The sequence below is a fragment of the Rhizobiales bacterium NRL2 genome (assembly GCA_001664005.1).
GTDB lineage: Bacteria > Pseudomonadota > Alphaproteobacteria > Minwuiales > Minwuiaceae > Minwuia.
The window spans coordinates 3,756,617-3,771,133 of record CP016093.1; the positions used below are offsets into that span (position 1 = coordinate 3,756,617).

Here is a 14,517-nt window from a genome sequence, read left to right on the forward strand (position 1 = left end):
TGGCCGCCGGGCGCGTGAGGCCAGACGCCTCCCGCGAACCCCTGGACGCCACCTTTCCGCAAACGAGCCCCGTCATGACCGATTTCGCCTTCGCGCTGGAGCCCGACGGGCTTCTGCTTCGTTCACCCGATGGAGCCAGCCGCCGCCTCCCCTGGCTCTGGCTGCGCGACAACGAACCCGCCGCCTTTCACCCCGTCACCCAGGAACGCAGCTTCGACCTGCTGTCGGTGCCGCCGGACATCCGCCCCGAAAGGGCGGAGATCCGCGGCGGCGAGATCCTGATCCACTGGCCGGACCTGCCCGGTCCCCGCGCCTATCGACTGGACTGGCTGCTGGCCCGGGCGCCGGGCCGCCGCCGGCCGGACCCGGCCGACATCGCGCCGGTGGCTTGGGCGAACGATCACGCAGTGGCGCGCTTCGAGGCGGCGGCGCTCGCCGGCGATGAAGGCCTGGGCCGGATGCTGTCGCAATTGAAGCGCAACGGCCTGGTCGTGATCGGCGGGCTGGACGGCGACGAGGACGGCATGGCGCTGGGGCGGCGCATCGGCTTTCTGCGCGAGACGAATTTCGGCGTCATCTTCGAGGTGATCTCCCGGCCCGATCCCAACAACCAGGCCTACACGCACGACGAACTGGGCCTGCACACGGACCTGCCCAACCAGCATCTGGTGCCCGGCTACCAGTTCCTGCACTGTCTGGCCAACGAGGCCACGGGCGGCGATTCCGTCTTCGCCGACGGTTTCCGTATCCTGGAGGATCTGCGCGCCGCGGCGCCGGCGGCCTGCCGGCTGCTGGCCGAGGTCGACGTTCCCTTCCGCTTCCGCGACCGCGAGACCGACCTGCGCATCCGTCGGCCGCTGGTGGAGCCGGACGCCGCCGGCCGTCCCGTCAGGCTGGCGTTCAATCCGGGAATCCTGGACATTGTCGACATGGAACCCGGGATCGTCGGCGACTGGTATCGCGCCTACCGCAGCCTGAAGGCGCTGGTGGAAAGCCATTCCTGCCGGCTGCAGGTGAGGCTGAAGTCCGGCGAGATGGCGGTGTTCGACAACTCGCGCATCCTGCACGGCCGCACGGCGTTCGATCCGAACACCGGCCGGCGGCGGCTGCGCGGCTATTACGTCGACCGCGGCGAACTGGACAGCCGCATCCGCGTCCTGCACGGCGCGCAGTTCGAATGAGGCCGCTGCCCGCCGATCTGCGGGTCGTCCGCCATGGCCGCGCGCGGCGGATCAAGCTCAGGCTGGACAGCGTCGACGGCGCACCCGTGCTCGTCCTGCCGCCCGGCGTGTCCCGCCGCTCCGGCGAGGCCTTCGTGCGCCAGAATCTGGACTGGCTGGCCGAAAGGCGCGCCGCGCGCCCTGCGGCACTCCCGTTCCGCGACGGGCTGGAAATCCCCTTCCAGGACGACCGGCTGGCCATCGTGCACAGGGCCGATGGCCGCTTCGGCGTCCGCCGCAACGGGGCGCTGCTGGAAGTCGCCGGCGGGGGCGAACACCTCAACCGCCGGGTGACCGACTGGCTGAAGGCCGAGGCCCGGCGGCGGCTGGGCGCAGCGAGCCGCGGCTACGCCGAAGAGATCGGCGTCCGGATCGCGCGGCTTCGGATCGCCGACCAGAAGAGCCGCTGGGGAAGCTGTTCGGCGCGGGCGGTACTCTCCTTCAACTGGCGTCTGGTGCTGGCGCCGGCGACGGTGCTCGATTTCGTCGCCGCCCACGAGACGGCGCACCTGAAGGAAATGAATCACGGGCCGCGTTTCCACGCCCTGGTGGCGCGGCTGCACCCGGACCCAGAGGGCGCGGACGCCTGGCTGAAGGCGCACGGCGCCTCGCTGCGCATCTGGGGCCGGGCCGAGTAGGCCGTTCCACAGGCTCACCCGATGGACCTCGACATCCAGCGAAAGAAAATCCCGCACTCCCTGGCGTCCTGGGGCTCGACCCCAGGACCCAGTGCAGCCGCCTCGCTGGGCCCTTGGATCAAGTCCAAGGGCGCCAGGTCGATTGCCCTTTCGTCATTCCGGGACGGCGACGGAAGAGCCAGTTCAGCTGCAGCGCGGCCGGTTCAGATGCAGACGCACCTCAGCGGGTCGAAGCCGTTGAAGCCGTTGGAGGCGTAGGTCGCCGTGTAGGCGCCGGTCGATTCGATCATCACCGTCTCGCCGATCTCGATCGAGACCGGCAGCAGGTACGGCTCCTTCTCGTACATCACGTCGACCGAGTCGCAGGTCGGCCCCGCCAGCACCACCGGCGCCAGTTCCTCGCCGTCATGGTCGGTGCGGATCGGATAGCGGATGGCCTCGTCGATGGTCTCGGCCAGGCCGCCGAACTTGCCGATGTCGAGATAGACCCAGCGCACGGGATCGTCGTCGTCCTTCTTCGAGATCAGCACGATCTCGGAGCGGATGATGCCCGCGTCGCCGACCAGGCCGCGGCCCGGCTCAATGATGGTCTGCGGGATGCGGTTGCCGAAGTGGCGCTTCAGCGAGCCGGTGATCGCCTGGCCGTACATCTCCACCTGGGGCACGTCGCGAAGATAGCGGGCGGGGAAGCCCCCGCCCAGGTTGACCATCTTCATCTCGATGCCCTGCTCGCCGAGCTGGCGGAACAGGTCCGCGCAGGTCGCAAGCGCACCGTCCCACATGCCCGGATTGGGCTGCTGGGAACCGACATGGAAGGCCAGGCCATGGGCCTCGAGACCCAGCTCGTGCGCGCGGCGCATCAGCCGGCCGGCCATGGCCGGCGCGCAGCCGAACTTCTTCGACAGGGGCCAGTCGGCGCCCTCGCCGTCGCAGAGCAGGCGGCAGACCACGCGGCTGCCCGGCGCCACGCGGGCGATCTTCTCCAGCTCGGCGTCGCAGTCGAAGGCGAACTGCCGCACACCCAGGTCGAAGGCCGTGGCGATGTCGCGCTCGCGCTTGATGGTGTTGGAGTAGCTGACCCGGTCCGGCGTCGCGCCGGCGGCCAGGGCCATGCGGATCTCGGCCACCGAGGCCGCGTCGAAGCAGCTCCCCAGCCCGGCCAGCAGCTCCAGGATCGCCGGCGCCGGGTTCGCCTTGATGGCGTAGAACACCCGCGTGTCCGGCATGGCGTGCGCGAACGCCTGATAGTTGTCGCGCACCCGCTCCAGATCCATCACCAGGCACGGCGCCTCATGGGCCGTGCGCTCCAGATAATCGTGAATCCGCTGTGTCATTGCAGACCCCCGAACCTTTCCATAAAGAAGCCGACCGGCGTGCCGGCGGCCGGGCGATACCCGCCCTTGAACCAACAACTCAGGCTGTCACTGGCGGCTCAGGCCGCGTCGAGCAGTTCCTGGACGTAACCCGGCAGGGCGAAGGCCGCCCTGTGTACCTCCGGGGTGTAGTAACGCGTGGAAAGCCCCGCCTTCCGGTACCGGTCGGCAAGGGTCTCGACGGCGACCCGGCGCAGCGACGTGTCGTCCGTGCCGAATCCGAAGGCCATGGGGCCGCCGACATAGGTCGGCACCGTGGCCAGATAACATGTGCGGTCGGCAAACAGCTGACCGAAGGCGCGCATGGTGCCGGTGAGTTCCGCACCCTGCAGGAACGGCACGCCGTTCTGCGTCACCAGCACCCCGCCGGGGTTCAGGCGCCGCCGGGCGTGACCGTAGAAGTGGTCGGTGAACAGCACCTCGCCCGGCCCGACCGGATCGGTGGAATCGACGATGATCACGTCGAATGTCCGCTCCGTATCGCGCACGAACTCGGCCCCGTCCGCGATCACCAGCTCCAGCCGCGGATCGTCGAAGGCCCCGTCGGAGACCTTCGGCAGGTACTCCTGCGAGAAGGTCACGACGCCCTCGTCGATCTCGACCATGGTCACCCGCTCGACGGAGCGATGCCGCACGACTTCGCGCAGCATGCCGCCGTCGCCGCCGCCGACGATCAGCACCGAGCGGACCTCGCCATGGGCCAGCAGCGGCACATGGGTCAGCATCTCGTGGTAGATGAACTCGTCGGCTTCCGTGACCTGGGTCACGCCGTCGAGCGCCAGCATGCGGCCGAACTTCGGGTTCTCGTAGAGCACGAGATCCTGCTGCCCGACCGGCCGGCGGTACAGAACGCGGTCTGCCCGGAAGGACGATCGAAGGCCGTCATGCAGCGCTTCGGTCACCCATTCGGTCATCCCACCATGCCCTTCCCGCGGCGGATTTCCGCGACCTCGACCATGCCCGCACGGAACGCCTTCTTCAGCACCGGCACGGCCTTCTGCGGCTCGGCGTCGCCGCACATGAAGACGTCGAGCGCGGCATAGCCGTATTCCGGCCAGGAATGGATCGAGATGTGGCTCTCCGCCAGGATCGCAACGCCCGACACGCCGCCATTGGGCGTGAAGTGATGCAGGTCGATCGACAGCAGCGTCGCGCCGGCCGCCTCGACGCAGGCCCGAAGGGTCTTGTCGATGTGCTTGATGTCGTCCAGGCCCTCGGCCTCGCGGACGTCGATCAGCAGATGCGTGCCGGCGAAGCACTCGCCGTCGCGCACGATGAAGAAATCCTTGCGCGCCTCGTCGGCGCGGTCGTCGAGATCCAGGCCCTCGTCCAGAACCTGAGAGGTCGTGAAGTCCATATGCGGGGTCCCCCTTGACGCAAATGACAGTGAGCCACGGCCCGGGGGTTGACGGGCGGTGGCCGGCGTATGGTCCAGCAGGTGGAGATGCTCAGCGGAACTGAGCGGCGGTTATCCCGATACCGGGCCTTGTGCCGCCTCTGACTTCAGCGAAGTCAGGTCTGTCGTCGCATGAACGGCATAGCATTTCTCCATCAGCCCCCGGCCCCAGCGGCCAGGCACATTCAAAGCCAAACAGAGACGCTCACGCCGTGACCGAGTCCCATCTAAGGGAAGCCCGTGCGATTGCGTTCGAAAGCGCGATCTAATGGTCCGCGGGTCCGCTGTCAAGACGGTTACGTTCGCAATTGCAAAAAGATAAGGTGCCGCCTTTCGCGTGCGGCCCGCCAGGCGCGGCCACGGTCCCGGACAACACGGCTGGAGGGAAACTTGGGCGAACTAGCGAGGCGTCATTTCGAACGTCAGGGCGAGGCCTGCGGGCGGCTCGGCTCGCCCTTCATGGCCCGCCTGCTGCCGCTGGCGGCGGCCCGGCTGACGCCGGAGACGGACCTCGGCCGCGCGGTGCTCGACTGGCCGGACGAACGCATGTTCGAGGACGCGCTGTCGCTGCGCTTCGCCGGCGCGCTGCACGCCCTGGTGCTGTCGGGCCGGGCGCCGGAGCTGGCCGATCACTACCCGCCCCGCGCGGCCGCGGAAGCCGGGGACGACGACGCCCTGTGGGCGGCGGTCGAGGCGGCGATGGCCGGCTATGGCGACTTCCTGGGCGAGTTCCTGCGCCACCCGCCGCAGACCAACGAGACGGCCCGCGCGGCGGCCCTGATGCTGGGTTTCCAGGACGCGGCGCGGCGCGGCGGGCGGCCGTTGCACATGCTGGAGATCGGCGCCAGCGCCGGACTCAACCAGAACTGGGACCGCTTCCGCTACGACCTGGGCGGCGCCGGCTGGGGACCGGCGGACTCCGCCGTCCGGCTGGCCCCCGAATGGCGCGGGCCGCCGCCCGCCCTGGGGCCGGTGGAGATCGCCGCCAGCTTCGCCTGCGACCTGCGCCCCCTCGACGTCCGCGACCCGGCGCAGATGCTGCGGCTCCGCGCCTATGTCTGGCCGGACCAGCAGCCGCGGCTGCAGCGCCTGGATGGCGCCATCGAGATCGCGAAGGCGCGCGCCACCCGCGTCGCCCGCGCCGACGCCGTCGACTGGATCGGGGCCAGCCTGCAGCGCCGGCCGAAGGACCGCACGACGGTGATCTTCCATTCGATCTTCTGGCAGTACCTGCCGCACGAGAGCCAGCAGGCGCTGCGCTCGGCCATCGAGGTCACGGGCGACCTGGCCGAGGCGGACGCGCCGCTCGCCTGGGTCCGGATGGAGCCCTGGCGCGAGGATCCCTGGAAGGCGGCGCTCTACGTCAACCTGTGGCCCGGCGGGGAGACGCGGGTGCTCGCGCACTGCGACTATCACGGCCGCTGGATCGAGCCCCTGGAGGAAGCCACGGGCGCCGCCGCCTGAGGCCCCGATCAGGCCCGCCCGCCCGCGCGCCGGCCGGTCCGAGGGGTCCAACGCCACGATTGCACGGCGTCGCGCTTTCCGCTATTTCGTGGGGCCGCGCCGCAACGCGCCAGCGGACCCGTAGCTCAGCTGGATAGAGCGCTGCCCTCCGAAGGCAGAGGTCACAGGTTCGAATCCTGTCGGGTCCGCCAATGTTTTCAAAGGATTACTGGAAATGACCAGCCCTTTGTTCTTTTCGGGTAAGCGCAGGGTAAGCAAGGCGAGCACGGACTTGCCAGGTGCGATGCCGCTGCCCTCGCCCCACGCGACGCTTTCTCTATCTGTTGGACCGGCTCACGGGCGACGTGAATACCATTTAAGGTAGGCCATTTGAGATGTTTAGACGTCATCGCGACAGGTCGGACTTAATCGCTGCATATCAAGAGTACGGAGCGTCAATTCGGCAGGCAAAGAAAGATCAATGGGCTGGTATTTACTATTCACTACTTATTTTTTCCGCCATTATCGCCTATATGCATCAAAATTCTACTGCTGCATGCGGATATTATGAACCGTTACCCTGGATTGTCTGGATATCTTATTTGTTTGTTATCATCTTTTCCATATTCAATCTGTGGAACTTGCATTATAACATCATGCTATATCGCAAACGAGCGGGATGCGTAGGGCGTTTTATGAGTACAGAATTTCGCAAGATTGTCGCGTCGGATGATATCGAAAATATTTCAAGGGGCCATGAATTTCCATTCTTGTTTTCTATGTTTTTACTATTTACGGGATGGTTCGCTTTCAAAGAATTGGGCATCAAAATATACTTGTCAAAAAGTGATTTCTATATTGACGGCAATGACTGGTTTTCATTTACAGTTCTTATTTTGGGCGGATTGCTCGGATGGGTCGCCGCTAAATATTTCTGCGGCGGCAGGCGGCTCGCCTCCAAACCAAAGAGTGGAGGTAAATCCGTATAGAAACTTGATTCGCAAATGCAACTCTACAATCTATATTTAGATTCTCTCGGCTGCGTATTCGGCATGCTAATTTACTCCCACCAACAACCTGGGCTTCACCAATACATTGTTGAAGACTCTTGGCTACGCCACCGTCATTGTCAGGCCCAACGCATCAGTAATCAGCTAAGCGATGAGCTTGGTGACGAAGAATTGCGGCCTCCTCGGCTACGAAGTGCGAAAAGAATGTGGGAATTCGACACCGCCATGACGCTTTTCGTTGTTCCGCAGGCCGAGTCACTCAGTCCGTCCTGCCGCATTTCCTAAATCTGAAGGCAACATTCACGCAAATCGCAATTTGATTTTCTGTGACTGCTGGGCTTGAAAGATTGATCTTATAAATAAAAATCAAACTATTCTACTGACTCTACCAGTCGAAAGGAAATTTCCGCGATTCAGGCGCTTTGTTTAAATTTTTTCGAGGTCGTGCTTTAGGTGATGAGTCGAGAGCTTGTTTTTTCATCATTTTTTCTAATTTTTTTCCAATATACAGACTCATTAATAATTCCGTAGCTAAAAATAGAAAGACAATCAAATTAATCCAGCCCCAGGTTTCATAGTGAAATTCAATCGGAACAAACGGCTGATAGAGGACAACGATGATTGCGTGTGCTATGCACAATGAACCGAATCGCCCCGTCATCTGGACGAGCTGCCAAGCCCAGAGCACCGCAGCCACCGACACGAAAATGCGCATCAGCGTGAAATACCCGTCCGGCATATCGGGCGAATCTGGAAATCTTCCCATATCAAAGCCGTGATAACTAAAAAAACTATCTACGACTACGATACCGATCATCACTATTGAAATTATTCGAAACGAAAATGTGAGCATCCTGTCCTCAATTTTTGCCAGCCTGTTCACAAAAACAATCACGTGCCAAACTAGCGACCCTACTCACACCGGTACGTGACCGTGCCGTCCAGGGCGTTGTCGGGGACCAGGCGGGCGGTCTTGCCGTACTCGGCGCAGTGCTCGGCCGCGCGCGCCGCGGTTTCCTTGTCCTGCCAGAGCGCGATCTCGTCGAAGCGAACGAATTCGCTGTTGCCGAATTCCGGTTCCGGGTGGCCGCAGGCGGCGAGCCCGGCGGCGACGGCCGCCAGCGCGGCGATGGTGATGACGCGGTTCATGCTGCCCCTCTCCTGTCGTTCGTGTCCCCCGAAGCTAACCCGGCGCGGGCGGTCGGGAAAGCCGCGCGCCTCTCAGGCCCCCTTGGCCGCCTGCCAGCGGTCGAGAATGCCGCGGGCGTCGTTCCGCGCCGGGTCGAGCGCCTCGTCATGGTTGTCGCGCACGGCCGTCAGCTCGACGACATAGCCGTTGGGATCGCGGAAATAGATCGAATCGATGAAGCCGTGATCGGAGATGCCGCGCGTCTCGATGCCGGCGGCGCGGCCTTTCGCCATCATCGGCTCCAGCACCTCCCGCGGCACCTTCAGCGCGATGTGCAGATCGAAATCGTGCTGGTCCTTGAACTCGAAGGGCTGCTCCGGCGCCTCGAAGAAGGCGAGGCAGGAGCCATCCTCCATCCGGAAGAAGGTGTGCAGCACGTCCGCCGAGCGGCCCGTCTGGGTGCGCTCGATCCAGAGCGAGCCGACCAGCGGCAGGCCCAGGAAATCCTCGTAGAAGGCGCGGGTCTCCTCGGAGTCGCGGCAGCGCCAGGCGTTGTGGTGCAGGCCCTGGATCATCGTCGGTCCCTCCGTTCGCTGCGTCGGACTGTCCGCCCATGATACCGCGTTCCGCCCCGGCGGGACAGGACCGAGGCGGCGGTTCCCCCCGCCGAGCCCGTGCCCTATCATCGCAAACTGTCAGGTAGTGGAGACGCGCGTTGCATCGACTGGCCCCATCCTGCGCCGCGGCGCTCGCCTGCCTGGGCTGGACAGCCGCGCAGCCCGCGGCGGCGGACCCGCCGTCCGATGGCATAATCCACGAGGCGAAGATCGGCCTGCTGCACCACGACACGGGCGGCCTGTGGAGCGGCTTCCGCCGCGAGGACGGGCTGGATATCAGCCTGGAGCTGCAGTTCTCGCCCCACTGGGAGGTGCTCGGCGGGCGGCTGCGGCCTGCGCTGGGCGCCACCATCAACACCGCCGGCGACACCTCCAAGGCCTATCTCGACGCCCGCTGGCAGTACGATTTCGAGGCCGGACCCTTCGTCGCCTTCGGCCTCGGCGCGGCAGTCCACAACGGCGATCTCGCGCCGCGGAGCGCCGACCGCAAGGCGCTGGGCTCGCGGGTGCTGTTCCACATCCCCCTGGAGATCGGTTTCCGCTTCGCCGGCCGCCACAGCGTCTCGGCCTATTTCGATCATGTTTCCAACGGCTTCCTCGCCGACTTCAACGAGGGCCAGGACACCATCGGCGTGCGCTACGGCATCCGGTTCTAGGGCGTTCCGCCAGAGCAATCCTCGGCTGGATAGAATCTATTGAAGTCCTCGGGCTTGACCCGAGGACCCGTGTCGTGGCGCGGACAAGCGCACAGGCCCTCGGATCAAGTCCGAGGGCGCCAATGCTGAGCGGTTCATTCAAACACGACCGCTCCGGGCCGCGGGCGAGACGGCGCGCGGGAAAATTTCCGCACGCCCCTTCACGAATCCTCAACCGATACCAGATATGGGCGTCTTCCGGCTTCCCCTCCAGCTTCGAGTGTCCCGCCATGTCCGATACCGGAACCCGTTCCGACCGCGCCGCCCGCGTCGAGGCGATCCTCTCCCAGGGCGTCATCCTGACGCTCGCCGCCGGCGTGCTGGCGCTGTTCGTCCTGGGCCTCGACGGCGGCAAGCCGCATGCGCCCGCCGCCCCCGCCCCGTCCGGCGCGACGGCGCCCGACCGCGGCTAGTCCGCAGCCGCCGGCGCCGGCTTCATCCCGCCTTCGGCCGCCTTTTCCGCCAGCACGTCCTGCAGGTCGGCCTCCGAGATCAGGCCGAGCCCGGCGGCGTGGCGCGCCATCTCGAAGCTGTCGTCGGCGAGGACCAGCGGACTGTGGCCGTCCGCGTCCAGGCGGCGGGCCAGTTCCTCGACCGCGCGGTCGCGCTTCGGGCGGGTGACGTCGCGGATGTAGACCGCCGCGACCCGGCCGGGATGGTCGCGCACGATGCGGGCGTAGATCTCCGGATCGTGCTGGCCGCTGTCGCCGATCAGCACCACGCGGTAGTCGGGGTAGATCGCCAGCATGGCCTCGATCAGGCCGCGCTTGTGATCGACGGCGCGGCGCGGCAGGGGCCGCTGCAGCGTCAGGCCCCAGTCGCGCAGGAACAGCACCGGCCCTTCGGGGATCCGGTGCAGGCGGAAGAAGGTCTCCAGCACCTCGTAGAGGCTCCAGGGCCCGCGCGAGACATAGACCATCGGGTTGCGCTCCTCGCCCGAGGGTCCGCGGTGCAGCGCCTGATAGAAGGCGGCGACGCCGGGAAAGGCGGTTCGGCTCTCAGCGCCGGCGACGAACAGCCGCCAGAGCATGGCCAGGGTGTTGCCGACGCCGGTGAACATCACCGTGTCGTCGATGTCGCTGATCACCAGATGCCGCGCGGCGGGCGGCGGCACGAAGACATGCGCCTCGTCTTCGACCGTCTCCCCCCTGTGGTTCAGGGAAAGCTTCATGGCGTGCCACATCCCGTCCCGCGGCAGCGGCCGGGCGGGCTTCAGCCGCACCGCGAAGAAGCCGGACCGGTCGGCAGTAACCCGCGCCGTGGCGCCGGCGAACCGGGCCTCGAGTTCGGCATGGCGGTAGCCGCGGCGCAGGAAGCGGCGCAGCACGTCGACCAGATCGCGGCTGGCCGGGTCGGACCGTTCCCCCAGCCCGAAGGGCGGCTGGCGCAGGACGCGGCCCAGCACCATGACCTCCCCGCCATTGCCGCAGCCGCGCCAGGCCTGGATGACGGGACCGCCGCGCCCCCCGCTGGTCCGCGCGGGCCGCGCGAGGCGGCGGATCAGACGGCGGAGCGCGCTCATGGACGGCCGGTCCTGCGGGTGGCAGCGACGATCGCGGGCCTGCGGTGAATGGTTCGGACCATTGATTCCAGCTAGGCGGCCGGCGCGCCGTTGCAATGCCCCCGGGGCCGATGCGCCGCATGGCGCGGGCGCGGAGGCAACGCTATTGGCGGGCCATGGAGCCCATCGTCAACATCGTCCTGCCGGTCTTCGCCATCGTCGCCGCGGGCTATCTCTGCGGCCGGCGCGGCCTGCTGGGCGACGACAGTTCGCGCGCACTCAACAGCTTCGTCTACTGGGTGGCGCTGCCGGCGCTGCTGTTCCGCGCCATGGCGACCGTGGACCTGGACAGCATCCACGAGCCCGATTTCCTGTTGGGTTTCGCGGGCGCGATCATCCTTCTCTGGACGGCTTCCATCCTGGTGGCGAAGTTCGTCTTCGGGCGCAGCCTGGCGGAGGCCGCGCTCCACGGCATGAACGGCGTCTACGGCAATACCGGCTACATGGGCATTCCGCTGGCCATCGCCGCCTGGGGCGAGGCGGCGGCGCTGCCGGCGATCATGGCGACGGTGATCGCCGCGCTCATCGTCGGCGTGGCCATCTTCCTGATCGAGGCCGGCGGCCGCGGCGCGGCAAGTCCCGGCCGGGTGGCGCTGACCGCCGCCGGCGCGGTGGTGAAGAACCCGATGATCGCCGCGCCGGTGCTGGGGCTTCTCTGGGCCGCCGGCCGGCTCGATCTGCCGGTTCCCGTGGACGCCTTCACCGGCATCCCGGGCGCGGCGGCCGGACCCTGCGCGCTGTTCGCCATCGGGCTGTTCATGGTCGGCAAGCCGACCAGCGAGGGGCGCATCGAGGTCGGCGTCATGACCGCCACCAAGCTGCTGGTCCAGCCGGCGCTGACGGCGGTTCTGGTCTTCCTCGTCTTCCCTGCCGATCCGCTCTGGGCCAAGGTCGCGGTGCTGATGGCGGCGCTGCCGACGGGCGCGGGCAGCTTCGTGCTGGCGCAGGCCTACGGGATCTACGTGCTGCGCACGTCCTCCGTGATCCTGGCCAGCACGGTGCTGTCGGTGGCGACGGTCTCCGTCATCTTCCTCTGCTTTCCGCCTGGCGTCTGAACCGGCCGGTCAGTAGGAAAGCGCCGCCGCGCGGCGCAGATAGCCGCCGCCAGACAACGCGCCCAGCATGAAATGGGCGACATCGGCGCGGGAGACCTTCAACTGCAGCCGGTCCGCCGCCGAGAGCGCGCCGTGACGGTAGTCGCCGGTGAGATCGCCGTCGGTGAAGGCGCCCGGCCGCACCAGGGTCCAGTCGAGATCGCTCTCGCGCACCGCCTGCTCCTGCGTCTGATGGTCGGCATAGGCCGCCCGCAGCAGCAGGCCGAACATGATCCGCTTCCAGAAGAAGTTCAGCAGGTGACGGCTGTCCCCCGCGCCGAGCGTGGAAAGGCAGACCAGCCGCTTCGGGCCGTGCCGTTCCATGGCGGCAATGATGTTGCGGGTCCCCGCCGCGCGCACATTGCCGTGCCGGCCGGCGCCCAGGGCGACCACCACCGCATCCTGGCCATGCACCGCGCGGGCCACGGCCTCCGCATCCAGCACGTCGCTCAGTTGGTGGACGAGATTCGGGTTCTCCGGTTCGCGCGCCGGCGCCGTGCGCTGGAAGGCGGTGACGCGATGCCCTTCGGCCAGGGCCTGGCGGACGACGTGACGGCCGATCGAGCCGGTGGCGCCGAAGACGATGATGTTCATTTTCCTGCTCCATGTCCGGTCACTTGACACTGTGTCAATTGACATCGTGTCAATTAGAGATGACTTTACAGCATGTCAAGTCCCGATCCCGACACGAAGACCCGGATATTCCGGGCCGCGATCGAGCTGCTGGAAAGCGGCGAGACCGCCAGGCTGCGCATGGCCGACATCGCCCGGAAGGCGGGCGTCTCGCGCCAGGCGCTCTATCTCCACTTCGACAGCCGCGCCGACCTGCTGGTGGCGGCGACGCGCTTCCAGGACGAGGAGAAGGGCACGGCACGGCGTCTTGCCCCCAGCCGCACGGCGCAGACCGGCGCCGAACGGCTGGACGCCTTCGTCGCCGCCTGGACGGCCTACATTCCGGAGGTCTATCCGGCGGCGCGGGCGCTGCTGGCGATCTACGAGTCAGACCCCGAGGCGGCCGCGGCGTGGGACCAGCGAATGGCGGACATGAAGGAAGGCTGCGCCGCGGCCATCGGGGCGCTGGCGCGCGACGGCATGCTTTCGCCGGGTTTCACGGCGGACGCGGCAACGGACATGCTCTGGATCCTGCTGTCCGTACGGAACTGGGAACTGCTGGTGCTCAGGAGCGGCTGGTCGCAGCCGACCTATGAGGCGACCCTGCTGGCCAGCGCGCGCAAGCTGTTCGTGGCGGGACCGGAGTGACGGGCAGGGCCGGCAGACCCTCAGTCGGCGTGGATCGCGAGCACCGACGGCATCCCCTCGCCGAGCTTCAACCACTCGGCCGACGCAGAGACCCGCCAGAGCTCGCCGTTGTCGGTGCCGACCAGCACGCCACCCGGACGTTCCGGATCGGTGGTGAGGCCGTGAAAGTTCGGCGCGGAAGGCGTATGGGCTTCGTCGCAGAGCGAGCGCCAGCTCCCGCCGCCGTCCTCGGAGCGGTAGAGCATGGCCCCCGCTCCGCCTTCGTCCCTGTAGTGGGAGAACGCCGTCGGCGCGCTGGCCACCGTCAGCGCCACGCCGCCGCGGCCGTCGACGCACATGGGCCGGGCATAGCGCGGCGTGATGCCCTTCCAGGCATAGGCCCAGTTCCGCCCGCCATCGTCGGAGCGGAAGACGCCGGCATTGCCCTCCACCATCTCCGCAATGCCGTCGAAGCGGCCATAGCCGGTTGAGGCGTAGACGACGCCCGGCTGTGCCGGATCCGCGAACATCATGTGCAGATCCGGATTGCCGCCGGGCATGACGAGGTTCCAGCTCCGGCCGCGGTCCTCGCTCAGCATGATGCCGCCGACCTCGACGCCCACGGCGATCCGCTGCGGGTCGTCCGGATCGACGACGATGGCCCGCGCCCGGCCGGGCAGCGGCGGATCGATCGGCACGCACCAGCGCGCCGCCTCCGGCGATTGCGTGAAGCTCTCGATTTCGGACCAGCTTTCGCCGCCATCCTCGCTGCGGAACAGGCCCGCCGGCTGGGTGCCGGCGTAGATCGCGCCGTCACCGGCCTGGCGGATCTGCCAGATTTCCCTGTCCGCCAGCGCCGCGCAGCGCCAGCTCCCGCCGTCGTCATCGGAGATCCACAGGCCTTCCCCGGTGCCGGCCATCAGCCGGCCGCCGGCGCGGACAATGTCGCGCACGCCGCGCGCCGTGAGCGTCTGGACCGGCGCCCCGCCATTGATCCGGAAGATGCCCCTGCTGGTTCCCGCCAGAATGTCCATGACCGCTCTCCCCTTGATTGCCGCCGCGGCCCATCATAGCAGAGCGGCGCGCGCTCTGGATTATTTGC

At 67.0% G+C, this 14,517-nt stretch carries 14 protein-coding genes, 1 tRNA gene and 1 pseudogene; 8 read left to right on the forward strand and 8 right to left on the reverse strand.

Annotated features, from left to right (window positions below; genetic code table 11):
- The first annotated feature begins 74 nt into the window (after positions 1-74).
- Positions 75-1,181 carry a hypothetical protein gene (locus tag TEF_17550; protein ID ANK82395.1) on the forward strand — a complete coding sequence of 369 codons (1,107 nt, stop codon included), beginning with the start codon at positions 75-77 and terminating at the stop codon, positions 1,179-1,181.
- Entirely contained in the window at positions 1,178-1,858 is a 681-nt protein-coding gene (locus tag TEF_17555; GenBank protein ID ANK82396.1) for a hypothetical protein, read from the forward strand. The genes TEF_17550 and TEF_17555 overlap by 4 nt, the downstream gene beginning before the upstream one ends.
- Before the next feature lie 203 nt (positions 1,859-2,061).
- Here TEF_17555 and TEF_17560 read toward each other — a convergent pair whose 3' ends face one another.
- The 3 genes from TEF_17560 to TEF_17570 form a co-directional block, all read right to left on the reverse strand.
- Complete coding sequence (locus TEF_17560; GenBank protein ID ANK82397.1) at positions 2,062-3,192, reverse strand: ornithine decarboxylase; 1,131 nt, start codon at positions 3,190-3,192, stop codon at positions 2,062-2,064.
- A 98-nt stretch (positions 3,193-3,290) separates the two neighbouring features.
- The gene (locus TEF_17565) at positions 3,291-4,145 is read right to left on the reverse strand and encodes a spermidine synthase (protein ID ANK82398.1); all 855 of its coding nucleotides are present in this window, start codon (positions 4,143-4,145) and stop codon (positions 3,291-3,293) included.
- Positions 4,142-4,588, reverse strand: a complete 447-nt coding sequence (locus TEF_17570; GenBank protein ANK82399.1) for an S-adenosylmethionine decarboxylase proenzyme — start codon at positions 4,586-4,588, stop codon at positions 4,142-4,144. The genes TEF_17565 and TEF_17570 overlap by 4 nt, the downstream gene beginning before the upstream one ends.
- A 417-nt stretch (positions 4,589-5,005) precedes the next feature.
- Here TEF_17570 and TEF_17575 point away from each other — a divergent pair, with 417 nt between their 5' ends.
- Positions 5,006-6,091, forward strand: coding sequence for a hypothetical protein (locus tag TEF_17575; protein ANK83576.1), 1,086 nt, complete (start codon positions 5,006-5,008; stop codon positions 6,089-6,091).
- 114 nt (positions 6,092-6,205) lie between these two features.
- A tRNA-Arg gene (locus TEF_17580) sits at positions 6,206-6,282 on the forward strand.
- Positions 6,283-7,992: 1,710 nt separating this feature from the next.
- Here TEF_17580 and TEF_17585 read toward each other — a convergent pair.
- Entirely contained in the window at positions 7,993-8,229 is a 237-nt protein-coding gene (locus TEF_17585) for a hypothetical protein (protein ID ANK82400.1), read from the reverse strand.
- Between the two features lie 72 nt (positions 8,230-8,301).
- Positions 8,302-8,784 (reverse strand): lactoylglutathione lyase, encoded by a 483-nt coding sequence (locus TEF_17590; protein ANK82401.1) that lies wholly within the window; start codon positions 8,782-8,784, stop codon positions 8,302-8,304.
- A gap of 149 nt (positions 8,785-8,933) precedes the next feature.
- On the opposite strand from TEF_17590, the gene TEF_17595 reads away from it, so the two are divergent.
- Both TEF_17595 and TEF_17600 read left to right on the forward strand, forming a co-directional pair.
- Positions 8,934-9,482 carry a lipid A 3-O-deacylase gene (locus TEF_17595; protein ID ANK83577.1) on the forward strand — a complete coding sequence of 183 codons (549 nt, stop codon included), beginning with the start codon at positions 8,934-8,936 and terminating at the stop codon, positions 9,480-9,482.
- 269 nt (positions 9,483-9,751) lie between these two features.
- Positions 9,752-9,934: a hypothetical protein gene (locus TEF_17600; GenBank protein ANK82402.1), complete on the forward strand. Its 183-nt coding sequence runs from the start codon at positions 9,752-9,754 to the stop codon at positions 9,932-9,934.
- On the opposite strand, the gene TEF_17605 is transcribed toward TEF_17600, so the two are convergent.
- Entirely contained in the window at positions 9,931-11,043 is a 1,113-nt protein-coding gene (locus TEF_17605; GenBank protein ANK82403.1) for a hypothetical protein, read from the reverse strand. The genes TEF_17600 and TEF_17605 overlap by 4 nt on opposite strands.
- Before the next feature lie 155 nt (positions 11,044-11,198).
- Here TEF_17605 and TEF_17610 point away from each other — a divergent pair.
- Positions 11,199-12,208: pseudogene (locus TEF_17610) on the forward strand (hypothetical protein).
- On the opposite strand, the gene TEF_17615 reads toward TEF_17610, so the two are convergent.
- The gene (locus tag TEF_17615; GenBank protein ANK82404.1) at positions 12,147-12,770 is read right to left on the reverse strand and encodes an epimerase; all 624 of its coding nucleotides are present in this window, start codon (positions 12,768-12,770) and stop codon (positions 12,147-12,149) included. The pseudogene TEF_17610 and the gene TEF_17615 sit on opposite strands and share 62 nt — an antisense overlap.
- Positions 12,771-12,842: 72 nt before the next feature.
- Between TEF_17615 and TEF_17620 the strand changes: the two genes are divergently transcribed.
- A complete protein-coding gene (locus TEF_17620) occupies positions 12,843-13,436 on the forward strand; it encodes a TetR family transcriptional regulator (protein ID ANK82405.1) in 594 nt (197 codons plus the stop codon).
- Between the two features lie 20 nt (positions 13,437-13,456).
- Here the strand turns inward: TEF_17620 and TEF_17625 are convergent, their stop codons facing one another.
- Entirely contained in the window at positions 13,457-14,449 is a 993-nt protein-coding gene (locus TEF_17625) for a hypothetical protein (protein ANK82406.1), read from the reverse strand.
- Between the last annotated feature and the right edge of the window lie 68 nt (positions 14,450-14,517).